Source organism: Acetobacter sacchari (genome assembly GCF_017377715.1).
Classification (GTDB): domain Bacteria; phylum Pseudomonadota; class Alphaproteobacteria; order Acetobacterales; family Acetobacteraceae; genus Acetobacter; species Acetobacter sacchari.
In genome coordinates, this window is sequence record NZ_JAFVMF010000002.1 from 209,302 (window position 1) to 234,036 (window position 24,735).

The 24,735-nt window shown below is 59.5% G+C and carries 19 protein-coding genes, 1 tRNA gene and 1 riboswitch; of the genes, 8 read left to right on the forward strand and 12 right to left on the reverse strand.

Translation table 11 applies throughout. The annotated features are described in order from the left end of the window. Positions 1-9 precede the first annotated feature (9 nt). Entirely contained in the window at positions 10-990 is a 981-nt protein-coding gene (rfaD, locus tag J2D73_RS02585; protein WP_207879087.1) for an ADP-glyceromanno-heptose 6-epimerase, read from the reverse strand. Positions 991-1,139: 149 nt separating this feature from the next. On the opposite strand from rfaD, the gene J2D73_RS02590 reads away from it, so the two are divergent. The 5 genes from J2D73_RS02590 to J2D73_RS02610 all read left to right on the forward strand — a co-directional run bounded on the left by J2D73_RS02590 (position 1,140) and on the right by J2D73_RS02610 (position 3,807). After that, positions 1,140-1,484, forward strand: coding sequence for an accessory factor UbiK family protein (locus J2D73_RS02590; protein WP_207879089.1), 345 nt, complete (start codon positions 1,140-1,142; stop codon positions 1,482-1,484). Between the two features lie 159 nt (positions 1,485-1,643). After that, positions 1,644-2,147, forward strand: a complete 504-nt coding sequence (locus J2D73_RS02595; RefSeq protein WP_207879091.1) for a type III secretion system chaperone family protein — start codon at positions 1,644-1,646, stop codon at positions 2,145-2,147. Further along, entirely contained in the window at positions 2,147-2,974 is an 828-nt protein-coding gene (gene proC, locus J2D73_RS02600; RefSeq protein ID WP_207879093.1) for a pyrroline-5-carboxylate reductase, read from the forward strand. The genes J2D73_RS02595 and proC overlap by 1 nt, the downstream gene beginning before the upstream one ends. Positions 2,975-3,015: 41 nt before the next feature. Then, entirely contained in the window at positions 3,016-3,666 is a 651-nt protein-coding gene (locus tag J2D73_RS02605; RefSeq protein WP_207879095.1) for a TetR family transcriptional regulator, read from the forward strand. Positions 3,667-3,732: 66 nt separating this feature from the next. Continuing rightward, positions 3,733-3,807 (forward strand) — tRNA-Gln (locus tag J2D73_RS02610). A 194-nt stretch (positions 3,808-4,001) separates the two neighbouring features. On the opposite strand, the gene J2D73_RS02615 is transcribed toward J2D73_RS02610, so the two are convergent. Beyond that, on the reverse strand, positions 4,002-4,271 hold the full coding sequence (locus tag J2D73_RS02615) for an HU family DNA-binding protein (RefSeq protein WP_026397553.1): 270 nt from the start codon (positions 4,269-4,271) through the stop codon (positions 4,002-4,004). Positions 4,272-4,502: 231 nt separating this feature from the next. Here J2D73_RS02615 and J2D73_RS02620 point away from each other — a divergent pair, with 231 nt between their 5' ends. After that, positions 4,503-5,366, forward strand: coding sequence for a rhamnan synthesis F family protein (locus J2D73_RS02620; RefSeq protein WP_207879097.1), 864 nt, complete (start codon positions 4,503-4,505; stop codon positions 5,364-5,366). A 112-nt stretch (positions 5,367-5,478) separates the two neighbouring features. Here J2D73_RS02620 and J2D73_RS02625 read toward each other — a convergent pair whose 3' ends face one another. After that, positions 5,479-6,678, reverse strand: a complete 1,200-nt coding sequence (locus J2D73_RS02625; RefSeq protein WP_207879099.1) for an ATP-grasp domain-containing protein — start codon at positions 6,676-6,678, stop codon at positions 5,479-5,481. Positions 6,679-6,764: 86 nt separating this feature from the next. Beyond that, positions 6,765-9,077, reverse strand: coding sequence for a glycosyltransferase (locus tag J2D73_RS02630; protein ID WP_243429571.1), 2,313 nt, complete (start codon positions 9,075-9,077; stop codon positions 6,765-6,767). Positions 9,078-9,302: 225 nt separating this feature from the next. Between J2D73_RS02630 and J2D73_RS20640 the strand changes: the two genes are divergently transcribed. Next, positions 9,303-9,533, forward strand: coding sequence for a hypothetical protein (locus J2D73_RS20640; protein ID WP_243429572.1), 231 nt, complete (start codon positions 9,303-9,305; stop codon positions 9,531-9,533). Between the two features lie 243 nt (positions 9,534-9,776). Here J2D73_RS20640 and J2D73_RS02635 read toward each other — a convergent pair whose 3' ends face one another. Beyond that, positions 9,777-11,162 (reverse strand): beta strand repeat-containing protein, encoded by a 1,386-nt coding sequence (locus J2D73_RS02635; protein WP_207879101.1) that lies wholly within the window; start codon positions 11,160-11,162, stop codon positions 9,777-9,779. A 697-nt stretch (positions 11,163-11,859) separates the two neighbouring features. Here J2D73_RS02635 and J2D73_RS02640 point away from each other — a divergent pair. Further along, the gene (locus J2D73_RS02640; RefSeq protein WP_207879103.1) at positions 11,860-14,994 is read left to right on the forward strand and encodes a glycosyltransferase; all 3,135 of its coding nucleotides are present in this window, start codon (positions 11,860-11,862) and stop codon (positions 14,992-14,994) included. A 29-nt stretch (positions 14,995-15,023) separates the two neighbouring features. Here J2D73_RS02640 and J2D73_RS02645 read toward each other — a convergent pair whose 3' ends face one another. The 7 genes from J2D73_RS02645 to J2D73_RS02675 form a co-directional block, all read right to left on the reverse strand. Next, a complete protein-coding gene (locus J2D73_RS02645; RefSeq protein WP_207879105.1) occupies positions 15,024-15,413 on the reverse strand; it encodes a helix-turn-helix transcriptional regulator in 390 nt (129 codons plus the stop codon). Between the two features lie 45 nt (positions 15,414-15,458). Then, positions 15,459-18,326, reverse strand: a complete 2,868-nt coding sequence (gene gcvP / locus J2D73_RS02650) for an aminomethyl-transferring glycine dehydrogenase (protein WP_341535005.1) — start codon at positions 18,324-18,326, stop codon at positions 15,459-15,461. Positions 18,327-18,491: 165 nt separating this feature from the next. Further along, the gene (gene gcvH, locus J2D73_RS02655) at positions 18,492-18,854 is read right to left on the reverse strand and encodes a glycine cleavage system protein GcvH (RefSeq protein ID WP_207879109.1); all 363 of its coding nucleotides are present in this window, start codon (positions 18,852-18,854) and stop codon (positions 18,492-18,494) included. Between the two features lie 60 nt (positions 18,855-18,914). Then, positions 18,915-20,048, reverse strand: coding sequence for a glycine cleavage system aminomethyltransferase GcvT (gene gcvT, locus J2D73_RS02660; protein WP_207879111.1), 1,134 nt, complete (start codon positions 20,046-20,048; stop codon positions 18,915-18,917). A 165-nt stretch (positions 20,049-20,213) separates the two neighbouring features. Then, a riboswitch (glycine riboswitch) is annotated at positions 20,214-20,306 on the reverse strand. A gap of 85 nt (positions 20,307-20,391) precedes the next feature. After that, positions 20,392-21,264, reverse strand: a complete 873-nt coding sequence (speE, locus tag J2D73_RS02665; RefSeq protein ID WP_207879113.1) for a polyamine aminopropyltransferase — start codon at positions 21,262-21,264, stop codon at positions 20,392-20,394. Between the two features lie 70 nt (positions 21,265-21,334). Further along, positions 21,335-21,796, reverse strand: a complete 462-nt coding sequence (speD, locus tag J2D73_RS02670; protein WP_026397564.1) for an adenosylmethionine decarboxylase — start codon at positions 21,794-21,796, stop codon at positions 21,335-21,337. Positions 21,797-22,169: 373 nt separating this feature from the next. Next, positions 22,170-24,707 carry a hypothetical protein gene (locus J2D73_RS02675; protein WP_207879115.1) on the reverse strand — a complete coding sequence of 846 codons (2,538 nt, stop codon included), beginning with the start codon at positions 24,705-24,707 and terminating at the stop codon, positions 22,170-22,172. Positions 24,708-24,735: the final 28 nt, after the last annotated feature.

The following is a 24,735-nucleotide window of genomic DNA, read 5'->3' on the forward strand; positions in this document are numbered from 1 at the left end:
GGAGAGGCGTTAGATGTAGGGGTCGCTTCCCGCGAGATAGTCGCGGACATATCGGGTCACGCCATCTTCGAGAGAGGTGAAGGGGCGGTCGTATCCTGCGGCGCGCAAACGCGACATGTCAGCGCAGGTAAAGGATTGATATTGACCGCGCAAGGACTCGGGCATGTCGACGAACGTGACGTCCCGCGGCACGCTGGCGGCATCGCAGACGGCGTATGCGAGATCCAGATATGTGCGCGCGACCCCGGTTCCGCAGTTGAACAGGCCGCTGACCAGCGGGTTGTCGTAGAGCCAGAGCATGACGTCAACGACGTCGCCCACCCAGATAAAATCGCGCCTCTGCTCTCCGTCGGCGATATCCGGCCGATCCGACCGGAACAGACGCGCCGGACCGCCCGCGCACACATCGTCGTATTTGACCTTTACGACGGAAATCATCGATCCCTTGTGATATTCATTGGGACCGTAAACGTTGAAGAACTTGAGCCCGACCGACTGCGGTGGAACCGCGTCACTACCCCTCATCCGCCTGAACGTATGCTGATCGAAGACGTGCTTCGACCACCCGTAAAGGTTCAGGGGCTCCAGCCTTGGCAGCGTCTCCGGCGCGTCCGAAAACTGCTCCGGCCGGTCCGCCGCCCCATACGTGGCTGCAGAGGACGCGTATATAAAGCGCGCCCGGTTCTGCGCGCACCATGTCCAGAGACGTTCCGACAGCGCGACGTTGGTGCGCCAGACCAGATCGCCATCACGTGCGGTCGTGGCGCTGATCGCTCCAAGGTGAAACACCGCCTCGACGCCACGAGCGCCAGAGAGGAAACCGTCCAGATCTTCGGGCGCCACCAGTTTCGTCGGCGGATGAGGCCGCAGGTTGCGCCATTTGCCGCCGTCGCGCAGGCGGTCGACGACGACGACGTCCAGACCGCGCTGCGTCAGCGCGGCGACAAGACAGGAGCCAATGAAGCCGGCGCCGCCGGTGACGATGATCATACGAACCACCTTATAAAGAGCATCCGCTCACTGCCAAACTCTTGACGGGGCCGGGACACGCCAATTGGATTAATCGCCCGGCAACGCTTATAAGCCAGATTCTGTGAAGAACCGCGCCTCTCGCGGTTGCTGTTGTCAGGAGGATCGGAATGTCCGACCGACCGCGTCTGTTCGACGACCTTGCCGGTGTTGCCGGCGGCGCGATTTCCGCCATCGCGGGAGTCAGGGAGGAAGCCAATGCTCTGGTGCGTTCGCGCGTCGACGAAGCGCTTGCCCACCTTCAGGTCGTCCGCCGCGAAGAGTTCGAAGTCGTGCGCGAAATGGTCGCTAACGCCAGACTCGCCAACGAAGACGCCGAACGGCGTATCGCCGCGCTGGAGCAGCGTGTGTCCGAACTGGAGAACCGCCTTGCCGGGCGCTCGGACGGTTATGCTCCCTCACAATCCACATTTACGTCCGGAAGCAACGACGGCAGCTCAGGATTCGTCGGCTAACCACCGTTACAAAAAGTCCGCCTGCCCTCCTTGCAGGGGAGTTCGCGGGTCCATAGGCTCGAAAAAATGCGACGAGTCGCCAGCGCCCGTCGCATGATTCGCAGACGACGCCGACCATGTCTTCGAACATGGGATGGTTTCATGGCTTGGGAGTCCAGCATGCCTGCTCTGACGATGACCACCTCTTCTCCCAACTCCAACCCTCTCGACCTCATGGAACAAATTGTCGGAGGCTACGAATGGGCCTTCGACCGCCGTAACTCTTCGGAAATGGCCGCCGAGGCCCCTGGCAAATGGTGCGACTACGGTCTGTACTTTTCCTGGTCGACCGAATTGAGCGCGATGCACTTCACCTGCACCTTCGATCTCAAAGTGCCTGAACAGCAGCGCAAAGCCCTGTTCGAACTGATCGCGCTGGCCAACGAACGCCTCTGGATCGGTCATTTCGGACTCGATCTGGACGACGGCATGCCGATGTTTCGCCATGCCGTTCTTCTTCGCGGCGCGCCGGGCGCGTCGATGGAAAGTCTGGAAGACATGGTCGACATCGCCATCAGCGAATGCGAGCGCTTTTATCCGGCGTTTCAATTCGTGCTCTGGGGGGGGAAAAGCCCCGCGGATGCGCTCGACGCCGCCATGCTGGATTGCGTGGGCGAGGCCTGATGGCCGGACAGAAGCCGCCTCTTCTGCTAATCGGCTGCGGTAACATGGGGGGCGCACTGTTCGACGCGTGGGCCGCGGCGGGACTAGCGCCCTCCGTCGTTCTCGACCGCAAAAAGGAATCCATTCCTGCCCCGCACCGACTTGTCCGGTCGGCGGCGGAAATCCCAGCCGACTTCACCCCATCCGTCATCGTGCTCGCGGTCAAACCTCAGACCGCGGCCCAAGCCATCACAGACCTACTTGCCGCACGGCCCGATATCGCCGCCAACGCAACGATCCTGTCCGTCATGGCTGGCGCCACTACAGCGACTATTGGAGCTGCCATGCACGGTGAAGGTTCCGTAGCCCCGCCAGTCGTGGTGCGTGCGATGCCTAATACGCCCAGCGCCATTGGACGAGGCATGACCGGCCTGTTCGCCGCTCCCGGGACGCCACAGGCCAGCCGCGCGCTGTCCGAGTCTTTGCTCACGGCCGTAGGATCAACCGTCTGGGTGGAGCATGAAGAGCAGATAGACGCTGTCACAGCTGTTTCCGGGAGTGGGCCTGCCTACGTGTTTCTCCTGGCTGAACTGCTCGAGCGCGCCGGCGTTGAACAAGGTCTTCCCGCTGACGTCGCACGCCTGCTCGCCCGCAAGACGGTTTCCGGCGCGGGCGAACTTATGGACCGCTCGCCAGATGACGCTGAGCAACTGCGCCGCAAAGTGACCAGCCCCGGCGGAACGACCGCACAGGCGATCGGAGTTCTTGCGGCGAAAGATGCCTGGCCGACCGCGATCTCGGAAGCCGTGGCGGCCGCAACCCGGCGAGCACGGGAACTCGCCGTCTAGAGCGGCCTTTATTGTTATTCGGAAACATGAGTACGCCGCCGATGGAAAACGACCACTTCGACTCCGCCCTTCTCGCAGCCACAATGTCGCTGGCCGCGAGCCGGGGATGGCGCAACTTCACCCTGACGGACGTCGCGCGCCATGCCGATTTCGATATGGGCGACGTCCGTGCGCGTTTCCCCTTCAAAAGCTCGACGCTCCTGCTTCTCGGCACGTTGGCTGACCGTTCGTCGCTGGTCGATGACGGAAGCGTAGCTTCACCGCGTGAGGCGCTTTTTGATCGGCTGATGCGTCGCTTCGACGTGTTTCAACAGTACCGGGAGGGCGTTCTCGCCGTCCTGCACGCACTGCCCTACGACCCCGCGCTTGCGGGGTTGCTCGGTGGCGCCACGCTTAACAGCATGCGCTGGATCTCCGACGCATCGGGCGTGAATACACGAGGTCTCGAAGGTCTGGTCCGTATTCATGGCGTGACGGCCGTATGGGCTTACGCCCTGCGCGCCTGGGAAAAAGACGACAGCGAAGACCTCGGCGGAACCATGGCTGCGCTTGAGCAGGCGTTGGATCGCGCGGAACGTCTGGGGCTATTTCGCGGCGCCATAGAGAAAGGCGTCCAGCCGAGCGAAGCAGATCTGCCTTCGGACGCCGCTGGCCACACCGAACCCGGTGAGTGGGTCGACAACGAACACTGACCAGCGGAGTGGCTTTACGAGCGGCTTAAGCCGCTCTAAAAGAGCCGCCAGCGAGATTACCGCCAGTGGGGCGTAGCCAAGCGGTAAGGCAGCGGATTTTGATTCCGCCATTCGGAGGTTCGATCCCTCCCGCCCCAGCCAAAATCATCCAACAAATATTGAAGCGCCGCGGAACTATATGCCGGACCAGCGCATCCGAATTATCTTCAGATCAGACGGCTACCGTTAGAGCACACGCGAGCCTCACCCGCAGACCCACGGGAAAGCTCCTTCGCCGACGCCACGGCGAAGGAGCCCACCACTCGAAAAGCGGTCAGAAACGTGCGGAGCGACAATCAGACAGCCTTCTTCAAGTTGGGGCTGGCCTTGAAGCGCACCGTTTTACCCGCCTTCACCTTGACGGGCTCCCCCGTACGCGGATTAAGGGCTTTGCGGGCCTTAGTCTTCTTGACCGTGAACGTGCCGAAGGAAGGCAAGGTAAATCCACCTTCCTTCTTCAACTCCTTGACGATCGCCTCCATCAGGTCCGCCGCCGCCTGGTTCGCCGCAACGCCAGTGCAGTTGATTGAATCCTGAATAACGGCGGCTATAAAAGCTTTACTCATTGGCCGGATATACCTCCTATTTGCACGCAGCCTTAAACCGTTCAGGAAAGATTTTATTGACGAGACGATCGCAAGCGGCGTTGCCGGTTAACGCAGTATAAATAATGAAACCACAGAAAATGGTGTGATCAAAACAAAATTTTCCGAGACAAATAAAGAAACTTCATTCGGATCACAGCCAAAACGCGTTATCCATCGCGGACAACGCTTCAACTCTCAAGCGGACAATCAATGCCTCCTCGCGCCACCTCCGTTTGCCTTTTCGCCGCATATGCGCCTGACGGCATATTGCCGCCCCACACGCTTTATTATTTATCTCAGCTCTCGAACGAAGGATTTATCATCCATATCGCTCTTGCAGGAGCGCCTCATGCCTCCCCCGATTCACTGACATTTTGCGAGACGCACGGTATAAAAATCTGGCCCAGGCCCAACGCAGGCCTCGATTTCGGCAGCTGGCAATACCTGAGACGCGTGGGCTGCGCTGATGGCGCGACCCAAGTACTCCTCGCCAATGACAGTGTGTTCGGTCCAATGACGCCCCTAACCCCGATCTTTGCCAAAATGATGCATAATGACGCTCCCGTGTGGGGCCTCGTGGGCTCCAGAGCTATTACGCGCCATCTTCAATCATGGTTCGTTTGCTTTGAGAAAAAAAGTTTTGAGCATCCCGTCATAGCCAGATTTTTTGAGCAGGACTTTGTAAACATGTCCCGCGAAGAGGTGATATGGCACGGAGAGCTGGGGTTGACGGCGGCATGCAATACAGCCGCTCTGGCTTTTGACGCCGTATGGAAAGACTGGGATGGCTTTTTAAGCCGCTTCTTCCCAGCCAACCCAATGCATATACGCTGGCGTCGTTTTGCAGCCGGCCACGATATTCCGTTCATTAAAATTGAACTAATTCGTGACGATCCCTTCAACCTTGGAGTCGCGCAGAAATGGCGTCACATTGTGCAGGATCAATATGGCTTTGACCCGCTTTGGATCGAGGCTTACCAGATGGGGCACGAACAACAACTCAGTCGACACACAAAGAAGCCTAATATGATTGGAAAAATATTATATAAAATACTCTGTGGGATACATCCGTAAATTATAGAAAATAAAAATCCATTTTCACTCAAAGCACATAACGGAACATATTTTTCTCAAATAAATTATCAAAAGATTCTACCCACACCGTAATAGTTATTTTATATTGCATTTACTTGTAATTTATACTTACATTACTATCAACCACATTACTCCTGCCGATACGTTTTCGACGATCAATCATAACCTCAAAAGCTTGCCTAATACGAGCTATCGCCGCCGGTTTGTAAGGAAAAATTTCCGAAGAGTCGCGATCATGGACGATCATTCCCGTTTCTACTTCAAAAATTACGACCTGCCCCTCGAGGGACAAACCGAAATCCAGCCCGAAATAATCTAGTCCCACACGCGTTGCAATCTCACGCAACGCAACGATGACCGATGTAGGAAAATACGATGCCATGTCACCCATGAACCGCGCCTCTTCCGCACGGCGGTCCGGGTAATGTTCCATGTGAGCATTGTAGTACCAAACAGCCCAGTCGTCATGCACAGCTAGATGAACAGGAAATGGTTCACCGTCGATAAACACAACTCTATATTTTCTGTATAATCCGTCTCCATTCTTGGAATCAAAAAAATCCGTTACAAAAAACGTGGCCGAGACGTCTGCGTGGCGACAATATGCGTCCAGTTCAGATCGACAACCCAACTTGCGCAAATTCAACCCAGCATGAGACGATATTGGCCGGATAAGCACCGGATATTCCACAATAGAATCAAATGGTTCCTTCAAAATACGACAAACCGGAACCACAACATTCCTCAAACCAGACAGAAATCGCGAAACCTCCGAGCGAGATACTGCTTCTACTCGATTCGGCTGGTTGATTACCGACAAACCGCTACGACGCGCAAAATCTTCCGCTTGTGACAAACACTGTTGGGAACGTGGGTCCTCGGCTATTCCAACCAGAAGACAGTCTGGCGCCGGCGTCAAAGAAGACATTGTCCTGACCAAAGAGGCGTTCGTCGAAAAATCACCCGTCATCCATAAAGTATGGACCGCCGTCGACTGATCCAGAAGCATACCTATCGGCGCATTTGCCTGAAAATTTCCTGGCGCAGCAAGAACCAGCAGACATCTAAGAGGGTCTGCTCTACCTTCGCCGGATCTCACGAACGGGTCTATAGCTATGGCTATATTCAAATGATCCAGAGCCGTATTTTCGTCCCCGCACACCAAACAGGCTTCCCAAAGCGCATAACGCAAACTCGCCTGACGCGCCGGAGGGACATCCTCTTTCAGACATTCCTCCAGATGGGCCCGCGCCACTCGCGGGTCGTTCGAAAATTCTGAAAAATCGAGCATGCGACTTATTAGAAGGCCGAAACTGCTAATTTGTCGTAAATACCCCTCCTTGCCATAAAAACCTTATCGGGCGCGTAGAAATACCTTCAGCCTTGGTTGGCGCGTGCTTCAACCTGCTCCTTCAGCATCGTTAGGAGCTCATCAACCTGATCTTCAAACGTCGCAAGCGTATGCTTTAGAGGATTCGTATAGTCACTAAATCGATCCACCTCGCCGAGCACCTTCTCTATCGCATTCTGCAGCGCGCCGACGCCACCGCTGAGCGGCACCAAAGTCCCGTTGACCCCGTCGACGATATCTTCGGACTGCCCACCCGGACTCGTCGCGATTACCCAGACATCCCTGGCAAGAGCCTCTCGCACCGTCAGCCCATAGCTCTCCATCCACTGCGACGGAAACAACAGCACGTCGATCTCATTGAAGAAGTCGTCCATAGTGTCTGGGGAATAAGCGTCTCGAACGATGACTGTTCCTTTTGCCTTCCAATCGTGAGTAATGATCGACTGGAAACCCAGATTCAGTTTGTTATCGATCAGCACCAGTCGCCAGTCGCTCGAATCCAGCCGTTCGAACGCCTCACGGACGAGCGGATACCCCTTTACAGCTTCGACGCCGCCAACATACCCGAACCGCAACGGAGCGCCGCGAGGACGAGGATTACGGGGTGCCTTCGGCCAGAAAAACCCGTTACGATTAACTCTGATGGCGTCCGACGGTACGCCATTTTCAATGTAGAGGCGGCGATGCGCTTCACTCGGCGACAACAGGAGCGCCGCACCGGCAAGCGTTTGCTTCATCATATCCGCCCGGAGGCCCAAATGCCGGGCCTCTGGCACACAAAGCTGACAGACGCGCGGATCAATACGGCGCTGCGCGCAATACGTACCATCCTTGCGAACCATGAACTGCCGTTCACATAGCCACCATGCGTCATGCACGGTGATGATATAAGGCACGCCGCGCTCGGCGCACGCATGGAGAACTCCCAGCCCAAGTCCTTGCATCGAATGAAAATGAACGATGTCAGGACGATAAGCTTCAAGCCAAGCGACGAACTGCCGCGTGACCCTCGGATTATCGAGGGAGGCCGCCGAATCAACGTGCAGCGGCAAGGGAGACCCCAGGACAGAAACGCCCAGAACCTCGTATCTTACTGACGAGGCGTACCGCCTCGGGTTGGGGGCTGAGGCCGTAAAGACGGCAACATCCACTTCACGCTCAGACAACCGTTTGACCATCTCCTCGGCGATTAGCGTGGCTCCGCCAAATGTCCTCGGCGCGAAGTAGATGTTTGCTGCCATTAAACGCAACCTGCCCGATGGCCTCGCGACTGGCGGCGGAAAGCATGCGGCGACCTGCGTCGCAGCGATTGCGTCGGGTCGATAGCGAGTCATGACGTCGCTGTAGGCGCGCTCTGCAAGCTGTTGCCGGATTTCGGAATTCCGGGCGAGCATTAAAAACGCATCTCGCCACTCCTCCATGCCCTCCGCGAGAAGTCCATTGATCCCGGGCTGGATCACCTGTCTGAACGTATCCCGTGGCGAGCATATCGAAGCCACCCCAAGAATACTGGCCTCAATGAACTTTATGTTGCTCTTGGCGTCGTTAAATAATGTCGCCTCAAGAGGGGCGACTGCTATATCCGCTTCGGCAAGTAGCGCCATATAGTTCGGATAATCTCTACCCACGATATGTTCGATACGCTCAGAAACCCGCGCAAACTCTTCCGGAAGAGTAAGTTCGCCCACAATACGCAGGCGTAAGCGCGGTTCGCTCTCCATCGCCGCCAGCAGACCTTCGGCGCACTCCCTGAAGTCTGCGTCATGCGTTTTGGTTCCTGACCCGTAGACGATCAGAATGTCCTGTAACGGCATGACCGATGCTTTAGAGCGCACGTCGCGTAACCGTTCGGCAATTTCGAGAGTCTGTCGATCCAGCGCGTTTTCAATCACGTGAACGTCGGCGATTCCCGCACGACGCATAGCCTCCCCAAGCGCCTGCGTGGACGCGATCGCACGATCGCAACTCAGCAAACACTCGCGAAAAAGCCTAACTCCATTAAGAAGTTCCGACTTCTCCGCATTCGACAAACCAGAGACGTTGCTGTTTTTGACATATTCGTCGTGATCGAAAATCAGATCGTCAACTTCCCACCACGGCGAGAGCGACAATCGTCGAGCCTCCTTAATTACCTCTTTAACGGGCTCAAATGCCGGCACACGGTAGAAAATTACCTCAGTACATGTCTGCAATGCCGTTATCGCGGCCTCAATGTCCCGCCAGTCAACGACCTCCACCTGCCAACCCAGGCTCTCTAGTTGCTCCTGCTTTTGCCAGACGCGATATTTTGCACATTGCCGCAGGGTCAATTCAGCAATGATAGAAACTTTGGGGGTCAACTCTTTCAGACGAGACGCAGCAACGCTCTTGCTGTCGACATTCTCAGCGACGTGAATATTAGGACCGGATGCTAGTGGTCCATTGTGTGGTTTTTTTATTTGCTGACGCCGCGCATGAATCCGCGCATATGCGCGTCTTGATAAGGCAGACACACCCTCGTCGCGCCGAATTTCTCGGGCACGCCGAACCAGCAGGGAAAAGCGACTGCCAGACGGCAATTTTCCATGAAGAACGAACCACAGCAGACGAACCGCGCGACCTACACGCACGACCTTGGAACCAGACCAGATATTCAGGGTCTCGCGAAGCGCACTGCCCTCCGCCGCCAAACCATCTGCGCGCATACTGTGAACGGAGGCGGCGCATCGATAACTGGCAGCCAGAGCTTCTGCCTCTCGCAATTTCTGTTCGAGCGCCTTGATAGCCAACGATTCGTTCACAATACCCACACATGACTTGGAGATTTTCGTATGACAGCAAAACGAAAGTCCCCTTTCGAATAACACCGCGAAATTGAAGACGCGGAATCATCCGACCGAGGCTATTCGAGACGCGCCATTAACGAAACGTCCATCTCTCTGTGTCGAGAATTACAAACAAATACAAGAGCGGCCTTGCTGCCAAAAAAGAAAAGCCGGGCGAAATGCCCGGCTTTTCATAGACAGAAAAAATTTGTCAAAAATTTGTTTGTGCAGCTCTCAGGAACCAAGAACAAATTGCGAGCTGGTAAGGCTGGCAACATTGTCAAATTTGATCGTGCTGCCATCAGACAGCGTGATCGTCGTGCTGCCGTTGCTGTTTACCTGGTTGGTAAGGGCAGTAGTCAATTCGGCTTCCGTGTACTGATACAGGAATACGAAGTTTCCGGCGGCAGAACCGAAATCCGTAATTTCATAAGAAGCGCCGGCAATCCCGTTACGGAAAGCGAACTCGTTGGCTGCGCCCGAACCACCGGTCATGGTTGCGTCGCCCACACCCGCGACCAACGTATCCGACGCCGTTCCGCCAATGAATACCTGGGTGCCGCTGTAGCCAGCAACATTACCAAACGCCTGCACGCCATACGTCGAGTTGGCCGCATTCAGTGTCTCGTTGCCACTGTTCGCAACAAACAGAGACCCTTTACTGCCCGTCGTATCGAGCGTGACATCGAGCCCGACGCCGCCAAAGATCGTCGCAGACGACGCGGTAATCGTCGTCGTGCCGGTCCCGAGGAAGGTCAGAGATGCGCTGGCGTCAATGCTCGCATTTTGCGCGCCGTACACCGTGGCGTCGCCAGACGCGGAAATCGTGTCAGACACACCCGCGTAAACAGCAGATCCGGCGCCAGCAAGAGAGATGGTGTCGCCGGTGCCCGCGACAATCGTCGACGTGCCGCCGACCGTGATGAAGTTATCACCGCTGCTAGCGTCATTGATATAAGCGTCGGCGCCAACATTAATAACGGAACTGCCGCCGTAAACCGAAACGCTCTGACCGCTGTTGGTACCGCCAAGAATTGTGTCCTGACCGTAAGACGCGACAGCATTCGAACCGTGATAGATCAGGATCAGGTTATCGCCCGTGCCGGCGTTTATCGTGTTGCTGCCGGTTCCGGCGACAATAGTGTCGTTTCCGTCGCCAGTCGTGATGGACCAGTTGCCAGCGCCGGACGACTGATCGCCCGTGAACAGGTTATTGCCCGCCGCGGCGATAAACGTGCCGTTCGACGCTCCTGCCTGAAATTCGATCCCGAACTGGGTGCCACCGACGACACTGAGCGTGCCAGACGAGACGCCGCTGGCGTTGACGTTAAACGCCCCGGTCGGCGTGGTCCCCAGATCACCACCGAACACGATGTATTCGAGATTACCCGACAACGTGTAGGTGCCGGTCCCTGTGAGCACAGCCAGACCAGCCGCGTTACCTGTAAAATCGTACGTTCCGCCGCTTGATAAAGCTTCGCCGTTCAGAGTGCCGACAATGCTCGTCAGCTCATCACTGAAACTCGTCACCAGCGCTCCGAGCGACCCAGTCGCAGCCCCATCGACGGTGACGTTGATGGCGGATCCGGAAGATGCGCCCTGAACGGTAACAATTGCCATTAGTCACATCCCTCTACGTTACCCACAGCGACAGACGCACCTTTTGCGGATCGCCACTCGGTCTGGTTTGTAGATGAAGTTTCGCAATCGTCGCAACCAGAATCTGACCGCCAGAATAGAAAAAAAACATTATAACATTTACTTTTCAGTCTCTATTTTGAGCACTCCACCACCCAAGGTAGCAAATACAACCCAGCCGGGATTTTATAGTTAATTTTTCATTAAATTCATATCAAAAATCGCCAAATACAGAAATCCCAACTCCGCAACTTTACCGATTTTATCTAAACAAAAACGACGCCGCTCCCCCAATTTTCGACGACTTTGCCTCAAGACTCCAAACCGAATCGATCAGCCGCGTTTTCGCGAAAAAACACACTCCGTATCGCTCTTTCCTCACGTCATCCGGTTTGCCATAACCAAACTCACCGGAAGCAAACTGCCTCCATTATGCTATCGACCCAAAACTATACTTATCCACAGCACCGCCTCACATTATTTATGTAATATTATTACTCGACGCCTGAATCTTGCCTGCAACCGAGCAGGAAGAGCGACCGCACTTGGAGCGCGCCACCGTATCGGGGTAGCAAATAGAACCTGCCCTGATTTTATGGTGAATTTGTCTTAAATGCATACGGAACAGCGTCACTGTGAGCGCGATCAATTGAATGATTCTCGCGATAGGGCCGCCACAATGCGCGACGCTTCTTTTTTTGCTTTCGCCAGCAAAAGCCTTGCGCCCGCTTTCACACACGCCTTCAAGGGAGACGGCGACCTCTCCCCGTACGCTCATCTGCCATTTCTGGCCTGCCTGCTTCAGTCCCAGATTCCAACGGAGGCGCTTTTCCTCGATTCGTCGCGCTCTTTGGCTGAGTGGACGACTGAATTCATCGTCGCCGAGAGTCTGCCCACCGCAGTTCACGCGACCGACGCTGCTGGAGAAACACCACCAAGCTGGGATAAGATCGCCCTTCTCCACATCGACGCGACGACGCCGGCCAGTCTTATTGAAGAACGGCTTGATCGTTGGATGCCCCGCCTCCGTGAAGACGGAGCGCTTTTGATCTACGGCGTCGAAACCCCGCGTGGCGCCGCATTGTGGCGCCGCCTGTCAGCCAAAAGCGCTTCCTTCTTGCTGACAGGAGGGCCGGGGCTTGGGCTGCTCGCGCCACGTTCGATACCGCCAGCGCTCACTTGCCTACTCGGAGCGCCCGGTCAACGGCTGAGCGACGACGCGCTCACCCGCCTCAAATATCACTTCTCGGCTCTCGGCGAGACGGCGGCCAACCGAGCGGGACGCGATAGCGCGATGGCCGCGGCGCAGGCCCGGGAAAACGCTGCGCGCGACACCCGCATACGATTGACTGAAATGACGGCAGCTTTGCGCACAAGCCAGGAACGTGAAGATGCCGCCAGCCGCCTCGAAGCGAAGCTTGCTGACGTCGAGGCGCGGCTAGCACGCAGTACAGAGGCGCTGGAGCGGACCAGACGTCGGGTTGCAGAGCAGCAGGAATTGCTAGAGGCAGCAAGAATCTGGATGGAACAGGCGTTCCCTCTCCTTACTTCCCAGAGCACCGCGACGGCCGAACTCTCCCGGCAATTATCTTCGCATGAAGAGGCGCTGACGGTGCTTCGCTCATTTCTTGAAGCTCCGACGGGACTGGTACGCCGCTTCGCCCGCGCCGTCCTGCACCCAGATTTCTCGCCCTTCGTACCCACGACGCCCGAACCACCGCGCCTCGCTTTGTGCGCGCCGCCACCCACCATACCCGCCTGGCGCGACGAGCCGCCTCCTCAAGAAATCACGTCGACGTCCCCTACTCAGGAAACGCTCGGCACCGAAATCCTGATCGAGGCCCCATCTCTGGCGCAACGCCTTATTCCAGCGAGCGCCCGTCAGCGTAACGTTCTGTTCGTCTCAGGCGAGCCGACGACGCCCGGCACGATCTACAGATGCCAACGTAACGCCGCCGCCTGCGCTGCCGCCGGACACGTCACGCGGGTCTGCGATTGCGCCGCTGTCGGCCCTGACGAGGTGGCGTGGGCGGATGTGCTGATTTTATGGCGCGTCGTTTACAGCGAACACGTCAATATCCTTATTCGTCTTGCACACGAACGTGGCGCGATAGTGGTGTTCGACGTCGATGACCTCGTCTTCATTCCGGCGCTGGCCAATATTTCGGTAATCGACGGAATTCGAACGATCGGCGTCACTGAGTCTGAAACCAACAGTCTGTTCGCCGGGTTCGGGGTCACCCTCAACCGGTCTGACGCCTGCATCGGCACGACCGACACGCTCGCCCATCATATGCGGCGGCTGAAACCGCTGACCTACACGCTTCCCAACATATTCGACCACTCTTGCCTGGCGAAAAGCCGCCTCGCCGTCCGCCATCGCGCCTGGGAGGGAGCGGACGGGCTGGTGCGTATCGGCTACGCGTCGGGCACCCGCACACATCAACGCGATTTCGCGCTGGTGGCCGACGTGCTGGCGCGCCTGCTGTACCAACGCCCCGAACTGCGGCTTGTGCTGTTCCGCGAGCCCGGCAATCACAAACCGATCCTGCTCATGGACGAGTTCCCCGCACTTGCGTCGGTCGCGGCGCAAATCGAATGGCGCGATACGGTGCCACTCGCGGATCTTCCGATGGAATTCGCCCGCTTCGATATTTCCATAGCCCCCCTTGAGACCGGCAACGTGTTCTGCGAGGCGAAAAGCGAGATAAAATTTCTCGAGGCGGCTCTCGCCGGGGTTCCTTCGATCGTCTCTCCAACCGCGCCGTATCGTGCGACCGTGGTCGAGGGCGTCACCGGGTTGATGGCCGACACGCCTGACGAATGGGACCAGGCCCTACGGCGCCTGCTCGACGACGCGCCTCTTCGCTCGCGGATGGCGCGCGACGCGTTCAACCATCTGCTGTGGAATTTCGGCCCAGAGCGTCAGGCTCTCCTCTTCGAGACGATCATCATGTCATTGGGAGATGAAGTCGCAGCGGCGCGCGCCACCGAAACGATGCTGGCGCGCGGCTCATACCGCAGCCGTAATCTGCCGGAAATTCCCGAAAGCCAGACGCTGTTCATCCATGATGCTCTGGGTGAAGCACAGGTGACGGTTCTGATCACATCCCATAACTATGGCGATCTCATCGTTGAAGCCCTCGAATCAGTACGGGCGCAAACGATGCGAACACTCGACCTTATCGTGGTCGATGACGTGTCCGAAGACGATTCCGCCGCCGTCGTCCTGCAGTGGGCGCGCAGACACGCGGGCAGATTCAACCGCCTGCTCGTGCTTGCACCGTACCGTAATGTCGGCCTCGGCGGGGCGCGCAACATTGGCGTATCCGCTTCCGAAACGCCGTTCTTCCTGTCATTGGACGCGGATAACCGGCTGCTGCCGGACGCATGCGAGGCGCTGCTGGAAGCCTGCGTCGACGCGGCTTACGCCTACCCGTCGATTCGAACTTTCGGGGAAGGACACTCGTCCAAAATCATGGGCGATCTGCCGTCACGGCCGCTTGGACTGGCGGGGGAGAACTACATCGACGCAATGGCTATGGTCGCCAAATGGGCCTGGGCCGCCGCTGGCGGTTATTACGTGAGCAGGGAGGCCATGGGGTGGGAGGATTTCGACCTCTGGTGCTCACTGGCGGAAATGGGACTCCGAGGCGCGCGTCTAGCGCGCGTCGCCGCGGAATACCGCATGCATGACGCCTCAATGACCAGCTCCGTAACCGAGCGGAGCGCGCACAAGGCGCGCGTCGTAGCCTATATCAAGGCCCGACATCCGTGGGTGGACGTGCACCACGAGGCCTTCGCTCGCGCATAATGGCCTCAGATCGACTCGCGAGGAGGCGCTTACGCAGCCTCTTCGCCACGCTCCCGCCGCCGTAGCAGCCTTGCAATAGAACGTTGGATGGCAAGGCGCTCCCCAACATCGAGGCGCCGGTAAAGTCGCAGCAGGTCGACCTCGTCGATTGTCAATTCGACCGCCACGTCCTGCGTGGCCATGCCGTTCAGGAACACCTCCAGCGGAACGCCAAGAATCTCTGCAACCCGGGGTAGATGCTCGCGTACGCGACCGTCGCGATCGGTTTCCCAATGCGCAACAGCGCTACGCGACATGCCCAGCGCATCGGCCAGATCGGCCTGCGTCAGTCCGGCATAAAGCCGCAAGGAGCGAATCCGCTGTCCTAGCGTCTCCTGACTGCCCAACTGGGCGGGAATGTCGGGTCCAGATGAATCCATAGCTCAACGCCTCCTGTGGCAGGCGACTCCAAAACCGGAGTCCGCTTACCGGTACGCCGTCATATCAGGACATGTGCAGACAAGGTTACGATCGCCGTACACATTATCGATGCGGCCTATCGGAGGCCAGTACTTCACCGCTGGCGAAACTCCCGGCGGGAAGCACCCCTCGGCGCGTGCATAGCGGCGATCCCATTCGGCCGCGCCAAGATCGGCCGCCGTATGAGGCGCATGGCGCAGCGGTGAAGCAGCTACGTCCATCCGCCCTGCCTCAATGAGCGCGATCTCGGCGCGGATCGCCAACATAGCGTCGCAGAAGCGGTCGAGTTCCCGACGGCCTTCGGATTCCGTCGGCTCGATCATGAACGTGCCGGCCACCGGAAAACTGACCGTCGGCGCATGAAAACCGAAATCGATCAGGCGCTTGGCGATGTCGTCCACCGTCACGCCGGTCGCATCCTTCAGGGGCCGCAGATCGACAATGCACTCATGCGCCACACGCCCCTTCGACCCGCGATAGAGAATCGGATAGGCGCCTTCCAACCGCGAGACGATGTAATTCGAATTCAGAATCGCAAGCGTCGTGGCGCGCGCAAGCCCGTCATCGCCCATCAGGCGGATATACGCCCAGGAAATCGGCAGGATGGATGCGGAGCCGAAAGGCGCCGCCGACACGGCAGCCTCGCCCAGCGCCTCCGGACGGCCCGGCAGGAACGGAGCAAGATGCGCGCCGACGCCAATCGGCCCCATGCCGGGACCACCGCCGCCATGCGGAATGCAGAACGTCTTGTGCAGGTTGAAGTGGCTGACGTCCGCGCCGTAACGGCCCGGCTGCGCCAGACCGACCTGGGCGTTCATGTTCGCGCCGTCGAGATAGACCTGCCCCCCCGCGTCATGCACGAGCGCGCAGATCTCGCGCACCGCCTCCTCGAACACGCCATGAGTCGAGGGATAGGTGATCATGATCGCCGCAAGCTCGTTCGCGTGCTGCGCGATGCGCGCCTTCAGGTCGTCGATGTCGACATTGCCGTTCTCATCGCACTTCACGACGACGACCTTCATGCCGACCATCTGCGCCGAAGCCGGGTTGGTGCCGTGCGCCGACGCCGGGATCAGGCAGACATCGCGCTGCGTCTGGCCGCGTGAACGGTGCCAGCCGCGAATCGCCAGAAGCCCCGCGTATTCGCCCTGCGCGCCCGAATTTGGTTGCAGCGACACGGCGTCATAGCCGCTGATCGCACAGAGCCAATTTTCAAGATCCGCGAACAGGGCCGTGTAGCCCTTCGTCTGCTCGGCGGGTGCGAAGGGGTGGATGTCCGAGAAGCCCGGCCATGTGATCGGCGTCATCTCCACGGTCGCGTTCAGCTTCATGGTGCAGGAGCCGAGCGGGATCATCGTGCGGTCGAGCGCCAGATCCTTGTCCGCCAGACGGCGGATATACCGCAGCATCTCCGTCTCGGAACGATGCGTGTTGAATACGTCCTGCGTCATGAACGGCGTCTCGCGACGCAGCGCCTCGGGCACGCCTTTCGACAGGCCAGATTCGACTGAAATTTTCGACAGCAGATCATTCGCGCCGCCGAAGCACGCCCAGACAGCCTCGACAGTCTCGGGAGTAGAAGTCTCGTCGAGGCTCAGGCCGATACGCCCGGCGCCCACGCGACGGAAATTCATGCCTGCGGCAACGGCTCGCGCATGAACGCGCTCCGCTTCATCAGCGGCAAGCGTCACCGTGATCGTGTCGAAGACGCTGTCCGTTTCCACCGTCAGCGACAACGCGCGCAGGCCGTCAGCCAAAGCCGCCGTCAGCCCGGCGATACGACGAGCGATGGCGATCAGGCCTTCCGCGCCGTGATACACCGCATACATGCTGGCGAGCACAGCCAGCAGAACCTGCGCCGTGCAGATATTGGACGTGGCTTTCTCGCGGCGGATATGCTGCTCACGCGTCTGCAGGGCGAGGCGAAGCGCCTGCCGACCGCCGCTGTCGACGGAAACGCCGACCAGACGGCCCGGCATGTTACGCTTGTACTCGTCGCGAACCGCCATATAGGCTGCGTGCGGACCGCCGAATCCCATCGGCACGCCGAAACGCTGCATCGATCCGACCGCGATGTCTGCACCGAGCGCGCCAGGCGACGCCAGAACGGTCAGGGCCAGCGGATCCGCCGCCATGACAGCGACTGCGCCCGCGTCGCGCAGAGCCACGATCGCGGCGCGCGGGTCGCGAACTGCGCCCGAGCTGCCCGGATAGGAGAACAACGCGCCGAAAACGGCGTCTGCCCGCAGGTCAACAGCCGGATCGCCGTAAACCAGTTCGATCCCGATTGGCTCGGCGCGCGTGCGCAAAACGGCGATGGTCTGGGGATGCGTGTCGGCGTCGACGAAGAACGCCGCGCTCCTGTTCTTCGCCACACGCCGCGCCAGCGTCATCGCTTCCGCCGCCGCCGTCGCCTCATCAAGGAGGGATGCGTTCGCAACGTCCAGCCCGGTCAGCTCAGTGATCAACGTCTGGTAGTTCAGCAGGGCCTCCAGACGGCCCTGACTGATCTCCGGTTGATACGGCGTATAAGCCGTATACCAGGCAGGATTTTCCAGAATATTGCGCTGGATAACCCCAGGCAGAACCGTTCCGTAGTAGCCCTGTCCGATCAGGGAGGTCATCACGACGTTGTCGTCCGCGATCTCCCGCAGACGCTTCAGAACCGCGACTTCCGACCAGCCAGCGCCAATGCCCATCGGCGCGCTGGCGCGGATGGACGCCGGGATCGTCTCGTCAAGAAGCGCTGCTTCGCTGCCGAGACCCAAGGCCTCGAGCATGGACGTGATTTCCGCCTCTCTCGGGCCGATGTGCCGGGAAGCGAAGGCGTCGGCTGACGGACGAAGGCTGGACCAGGGGCTCTGGGCGGTCACGATGACAATCCTTGTGAGATGAGGCGATGTGAAGCGAAGGGGCGCAGACGACGCGACGGGGAGCGTCGTCACAAACAGGACGGGCGGACGCATGCGCAACGGCAGGACCGCGTCACCCTGAACTGCTGATCTGTAGCGCGGCCCGCAGAACGAACCGCCAGTCCGTCAGCCGATCAGAGCCTTGTAAGCTTCGGCGTCGAGCAAGCCGTCGAGTTGCGAAGCGTCCGTGATGCGCAGAGTGAACATCCAGCCATCCGCCTCAGGCGCCGAATTGATCAGCGACGGATCGTCGGCGAGCGAGGGATTCGCATCCACCACCTCTCCGTCCACCGGCGCGTATATGTCCGACGCCGCCTTCACAGACTCAACGACCGCAGCCGAATCGCCCTGTTTGATCGCGCCCTGCGCGGTCACTTCGAAGAAGACGATTTCGCCCAGCTCTTCGGCCGCGTGAGCGGTGATCCCGACGGTCGCGACGTCGCCGTCGACGCGGAGCCATTCGTGTTCCTTCGTGTAGTACGTGGTCATGCACGCCTCTTCATTACGATTTTGAAACATTTATCACCGTGCCCGACGGGCGCGTGATCTTCAACGCTTGAAACCCGGAGGAACGAACGGCATGGCCGCAACCGTCACAGGCGTTCGGCGCCCGCGCAATTCGGCGAAAATCGCCGAACCCGTCTGCGCATACGGCGTGGCCACATATCCCATGGCCACTGGAGCCTGAAGAGTCGGACCAAAAGCGCCTGACGTCACAACGCCGATCGGCTCTCCGCCCTCGACCTCAGCGAACAGCGGCGCGCCGCCCCTGATCGGGGCGCGGCCCTCGACCAGAAGCCCGACCCTGCGGCGCGGCGCGCCTTCGGCGAACTGCCGCTGGATGACGTCGCTGCCGGGAAAACCGCCTGCACGGCCGCCGTCCGCACGACGGATTTTCTGGATCGCCCACTCAAGAGCCCCTTCAACGGGCGTCGTGGTCTCGTCGAGGTCTGATCCGTACAGGCACAAACCCGACTCCAGGCGCAGACTATCGCGCGCGCCAAGGCCGATCGGCGCGACCTCCGGCTGCTTCAGCAGCGCGCGAGCCACCCGCTCTACATCCGCGTCATTGACGCTGATCTCGAAGCCATCTTCGCCGGTGTAACCCGAACGCGACACGATCACGTCCAGACCGTCGAAATCGGTCTGGATCACGTCCATGAACTTCATATCCGCAACAGCGGGCGCGAAACGGGCCAGAGCCTGTTCCGCCTCCGGTCCCTGCAGGGCGATCAGCGCACGGCGGTCCATCGGCTCGACCTCGCAGGTCGGCGACAGGACGGACTGGAACAGCGCAGTGTCCGCAGCCTTGCAGGCGGCGTTCACCACGATCAGGAACCGGTCGCCCAGATTGGCGATCATCAGATCGTCGAGAATTCCACCCTTGTCGTTCGTCAGGAACCCATAGCGCTGCCGCCCCGGCTTCAGACCGACGACGTCGACGGGCACGATCGTCTCGATCGCGCGGGCCGCCGACGCCATGTCGCCGTCAAGCGGGCGAACCGAGACCTGCCCCATATGGGACACATCGAACAGTCCGGCTTTGGCGCGGGTGTGAAGATGCTCGGCCATGATGCCGGCCGGGTATTGCAGCGGCATCGCATAACCCGCGAAGGGCACGATACGCGCTCCAAGTTCCTTGTGCAGCGCGAGGAGCGGCGTCTCCAGCATCGCCTCGCTCATGACGAGAGCCGACAGAGGACGAGGAACGGGAACGCAGGCGTAAAAGAAAACATCGGCACACCTCCCGAACCCGGCGTGAGCCGGGTCAGTTATGCGCCCCTTCTGTCCGTTTGCCTGAGATCGCTATCCCGTCGGCGGACGCGTGCCGCGTCACTCTCCAGAAGTCAGTGTCATAGGGTCCGTTAGCCTGAGAGATTCCGGGGCGGTTGCTCCTTCGGCGTCGGGCCTTGCAGCCCGAACTCTCCCTCTATGACGCCGCAGATGTCGCATTCGACCATTGCGAAGTCAAACGAAATCGACGCATCCGAACGCCCTGCGCGACACACGTCGCACAGGGGCGCCATCAGTCGTTCGAAGCCGGCAAATTCGCCGCAATATACGGCGGCAGGTTGAACGACCCGACATGGATCTCGGGCGTCCAGTACTGCGTCTTACCCAGAAGCCCGGCCTCGCGCGCACGTTCCCGCACGACCCCGACATCCTGCCTCGCCGGGTTGCCGCCCTTCGAAGCGACGCCAAGCGTCATGAACCCGCCGACATAGGTCGGGACCGCAGCGACATACGCCGACACGGTTGAAAAAAAACGCGCGCGGCGCAGGCTGGTCTCGCGCAGTTCGTCAGCCTGCATGAACGGCACGCCACACTGGTTAACGATCAGACCCTGTGGCCCGAGGATCCGCGCGCAGTGCTGATAGAACGCATCGGTGAACAGCACCTCGCCCACGCCGATCGGGTCGGTGCTGTCGACGATGATCACATCGAACGACTCATCCGCAGCTTTCGCCACATACTCGATTCCGTCGCCAACGATGACATCGGCGCGCGGATCGTTCCACGCAGCGCCCGCGATCTTCGGAAGATATGTTTTGGAAAGTTCGATGACGTCTCCGTCGATCTCGACCATAACAGCCTTCTCGACGCCTGGATGCTCCAGAACCCGACGCAGCACGCCGCCGTCGCCAGCCCCGATGATCAGCACGCGCTTCGCAGCGCCGTGCGTCAGCAGCGGCACGTGGGTCAGCATCTCCTGATAAACGAACTCGTCCCGTTCTGTAATCTGAATGGCGCCGTCCAGCACCAGAACCCGACCGTGCGACTCACTTTCGAAAATTACTATATCCTGAAAGTCGCTTTTCTTGCGGACCAATTCCCGATCAACCCGGAACCTTTGTCCCCACGCCGAGTACAGCTCTTCATTCAGCCATTCGGTCGACATCGCGTATCCCCATATAAAAGAGGCCGGGACTTGCCCGGCCTCGTTCATTACACTTCAGAGCACCCTGAAATCAGGCGACCTTGCCGCGTCTCTGCTCGTCAACGACGATGCGGCCAGCGTTGAACAGCCGCTGCATCACCGGAATCGCAAGATGCGGATCGCATGCGCCGCACATGAAAATGTCGACAGCCGCGAAGTCGCGCTCCGGCCACGTGTGGATCGAAATATGGCTCTCTGCGAGCACCACCACGCCCGACACGCCGCCGTTCGGGGAAAAGTGGTGGAAATGACTGTGCAGAATCGTGGCGCCCGCCGTCACAGCCGCCTCACAGAGAACGGCGTCGATCCGCTCCGGATCGTCGAGGTTCGACGCATCCCACAGATCAATCAGCAGATGAGTGCCGGCGAATTTTTCGCCATCACGTTCGACAAAGTAATCCTTCCGCTCCTCTTCGTGAGAGGCGACGGAAACAGAAACCTGGTTATTGCTCGGGAGTTCCGAGACCATCCCCAGTTGAGCAAGTGCGTTCATCACGTACCCCCAAACCAGTAGACAGCCTGTTGGGCAAAATTGCCCCCTTGGGCCAAGAAGGGGGTTGATAGGGCGTGATCCCCCGGGACGCAAGCTGTTTTTGCGGTCTCGTTTGTGAAGATTTCGCCTCAAGCCAAGTAGAGCTGGCCATCAATGGCGGAGCGTCGCAGCTATGCGCCCGGCAGACCAATGGCGGAGCGCCACTCTCACAGAGAGGAACCGCGGCGATATCGCCTTTCAGGCACAATTGAAACGATGTTTGGCGGCTACGAGGCCAATCCTGCTAAACGCGACACAAAAATTTCTTACAAACGGCGTTGGCTGGACAGTTCATCCGCATGATGCAAGGCCGCCTCAAGGCGACAGAAACCCTTCAACGTTGGCCGGATCGCAGCCGCAAATCTTCCTCCGGCGACGTCACCAGCAATGTGAAGACACGTTGCCGCTCCGCCGTCATGCGGCGGCCGCCGATCCAGTCACGGAGACGATCCAACGTCGCCCAATCATTGACCCGGGCGGCGTCACTCGCCAGCCTGATCGCGAGATCCTGCTGCATGTTGGACAGGTCACCTTTTTCGGGAAGCTTTCGGGTGGCCAGACGCCCGACCACAAGCGTCGCATCGGCCCATTTGCGCTGCTCCTCCAGAAGTCGCCCGCGCAGATCGAGCGCAGCGTCGCTCTCATCCTGCGCAAGCATCTGCAACGCCTCGTCCTTGCCGCCTTCCTGCGCAAGCAGTCCTGCGGCGATCACGCGCCGACGGGAGACGACATCCGACGGAGCGCCGGTGTCCGCCGTTTCATCCAGCGCACGACGCGCCTGCCCCAGCCGCTTCGCCGCGACGTCAGCCTCCGCCAGCCGCGCGCCCCATTCCGCGCGCAAGGTGTCGTCAGCGGCGAGCGACAAGGCTTTCTCAAGTGCGGAAGCCGCCTGCCCCGGAAGACCGATCGCCTGCAACTGCGTCGCCAGACCGGCCAGAATGCGCCCCTTCACGACGGTGTCAGGAATCTGATCGATATGGCTTTCAACAAGCGCGACCGAATCTATAACGTCGTTCGCGCCGGTATTCGCGCCATGATCTGAAGCGTTGGTCAGGTTATCCAGTATCGTTTCGACCTGCGACGAATCCGCCGAACGCTGGTCGGGAAAAACACTCTCCATCTCATCGATCGCGTGCAACGCTTCGCGCCACGAGCCAGCCTGCATGAGTGCGGCGATCTGAGCTTTGCGAACGTCGAGCTCTCGTCCGACCAGGCGGGCCTGAAGGAAAAGGTCACGATACGCTGTCGCCGCCTCGGCGGGAGAGATACGCTGCAATTGCAGCTTAAGTCCGATCGACTGCTCGCGTCCCAGCTCCACTTGCCTGTCGTCACGACGCGCAGCCAAACGTTCGAAGGCCGCAAGCGCTCCCTGCCTGTCCCCATGCCTCAACAGCAGAAATGCGCGAGCCGGATCGAACGCCGGATCTGGAGACAATTCTCCAAGAGCCCCCAGATCGCCTTCCGAGCCGTTCTGAGCGATGAATGTCGCCGCCTCAGGCTGCAGTTGCTCCCGCAGAGGCTGTGGATACGTTTTAAGGCGCGGGTATCCGACAGCAAGCAACGCCGCCGCCTTGGCGCGATCTCCTCCGGCGCGAGCAAGATAGAGCCCACGCCAGAAACTTCCGTTTTCGCGAGGATCTGGCTGCTCGAGCGCGCTCGCCGCCTGCGTATCGCCGCTCAACAGCGCCGCTGCGGCTGCAAGCAGCATCACGCCGGGGCGACCTGCGAGCGCAGGTTGGTCCTTGACTGCGGTGTCCACGATGGAACGCGCGGTCTTCGCATCCCCCATGGCGAAAGCCGCCCGCGCTGCTGCAAGTCTCGGTCCGCCACGACTCTCAGGCGGAGCGAGCGCAGCCTGCGTCCAACGTCGCCGAAAATCCTCGCGCAAAGCGGCCGGCGTCAGGGGCCGGAGCCCGAGCCACGACCAATCGACGTCATCATCGGCAAGAGAGGACGGCATCGCATTAACGACGGGCGCCGCATTCTGCCCTATAGCATCGATAAATGGACCGCCTGCACCACTGCGCACGTTGATCCTGTCTGACTCGACTGCAAACACCACGCCCTGAGCGGCAGGCCAGATTTCGTAACCGACATGATGCCGGAATGTCGTTCCGCCAGATACCTCCTCCGCCGATGTCCCGATCTGCAAGCGCGCGCCGGAAGACGGGTCTGCAAGCGCGATTACTCGCCCCGCCTTCGGCATTGGATACAGGACGCCACCGTCCTTTTGCTCCGGCGTAATCGATGACGTCTGATGCGGGTGTCCGCTCCCGTCCTCCGTCGCGAGGATCCACCCGCCGGGCGCTTTGCTTAAACTCAGCGAACCCTGCCTGCCGGTTGGCACGGTGATAATGGCGCTGTCGCCCAGAAGATGCACGTTGAGAGCCGAAAACGGTCCTGAGTCGCGCAAAGCGGCCGCATCCATCGCTACCGCGTGATCCGCGACGATCACGAAGGTTTTCTGCGACCAGAATCCGGCGACGCCTGTGCTGTCGCCCAAAGGCAGAAATATCTTGGTTACGGCGGGCGTTTTTTTTTCGGTCGTCACGCCTGACGCCGCCCCTGTATCCGGGGTTGCTGGAGAAGGCGCGCCGGAACGCGAGGCATTATCTGGGGGCGTTGCGGGAGGTTGGGTGGTCGCCGGAGCAGCCGCCCCACTGGGCGCTGGCGTTACGAGATCTTGTCTCCACCCGACCGGCAGCCCCCCTGCTCCCGCCGGAGTTGGCGAAGTCGATGCAGGCGCAGCGGCAGGATGAACCTTCTTGTGCTCTCCGGCAGAGGTGACGCCGGAGCCGCTCGCGGCGTCGGCCGCTAGGCTCCACCCGCAAGCCGTCGCAATCGAAAGCGCCAAAGATAATCTTGTCCGCACACCAAATCCCTGCATTGCGGCCCAACAG

Coding starts and splice junctions, on each gene's coding strand:
- rfaD (WP_207879087.1), bottom strand. CDS start 990: ATGATCATCGTCACCGGCGGCGCCGGCTTCATTGGCTCCTGTCTTGTC.
- J2D73_RS02590 (WP_207879089.1), top strand. CDS start 1,140: ATGTCCGACCGACCGCGTCTGTTCGACGACCTTGCCGGTGTTGCCGGC.
- J2D73_RS02595 (WP_207879091.1), top strand. CDS start 1,644: ATGCCTGCTCTGACGATGACCACCTCTTCTCCCAACTCCAACCCTCTC.
- proC (WP_207879093.1), top strand. CDS start 2,147: ATGGCCGGACAGAAGCCGCCTCTTCTGCTAATCGGCTGCGGTAACATG.
- J2D73_RS02605 (WP_207879095.1), top strand. CDS start 3,016: ATGGAAAACGACCACTTCGACTCCGCCCTTCTCGCAGCCACAATGTCG.
- J2D73_RS02615 (WP_026397553.1), bottom strand. CDS start 4,271: ATGAGTAAAGCTTTTATAGCCGCCGTTATTCAGGATTCAATCAACTGC.
- J2D73_RS02620 (WP_207879097.1), top strand. CDS start 4,503: ATGCCTCCTCGCGCCACCTCCGTTTGCCTTTTCGCCGCATATGCGCCT.
- J2D73_RS02625 (WP_207879099.1), bottom strand. CDS start 6,678: ATGCTCGATTTTTCAGAATTTTCGAACGACCCGCGAGTGGCGCGGGCC.
- J2D73_RS20640 (WP_243429572.1), top strand. CDS start 9,303: ATGAAGAACGAACCACAGCAGACGAACCGCGCGACCTACACGCACGAC.
- J2D73_RS02635 (WP_207879101.1), bottom strand. CDS start 11,162: ATGGCAATTGTTACCGTTCAGGGCGCATCTTCCGGATCCGCCATCAAC.
- J2D73_RS02640 (WP_207879103.1), top strand. CDS start 11,860: ATGCGCGACGCTTCTTTTTTTGCTTTCGCCAGCAAAAGCCTTGCGCCC.
- J2D73_RS02645 (WP_207879105.1), bottom strand. CDS start 15,413: ATGGATTCATCTGGACCCGACATTCCCGCCCAGTTGGGCAGTCAGGAG.
- gcvH (WP_207879109.1), bottom strand. CDS start 18,854: ATGACCACGTACTACACGAAGGAACACGAATGGCTCCGCGTCGACGGC.
- gcvT (WP_207879111.1), bottom strand. CDS start 20,048: ATGAGCGAGGCGATGCTGGAGACGCCGCTCCTCGCGCTGCACAAGGAA.
- speE (WP_207879113.1), bottom strand. CDS start 21,264: ATGTCGACCGAATGGCTGAATGAAGAGCTGTACTCGGCGTGGGGACAA.
- speD (WP_026397564.1), bottom strand. CDS start 21,796: ATGAACGCACTTGCTCAACTGGGGATGGTCTCGGAACTCCCGAGCAAT.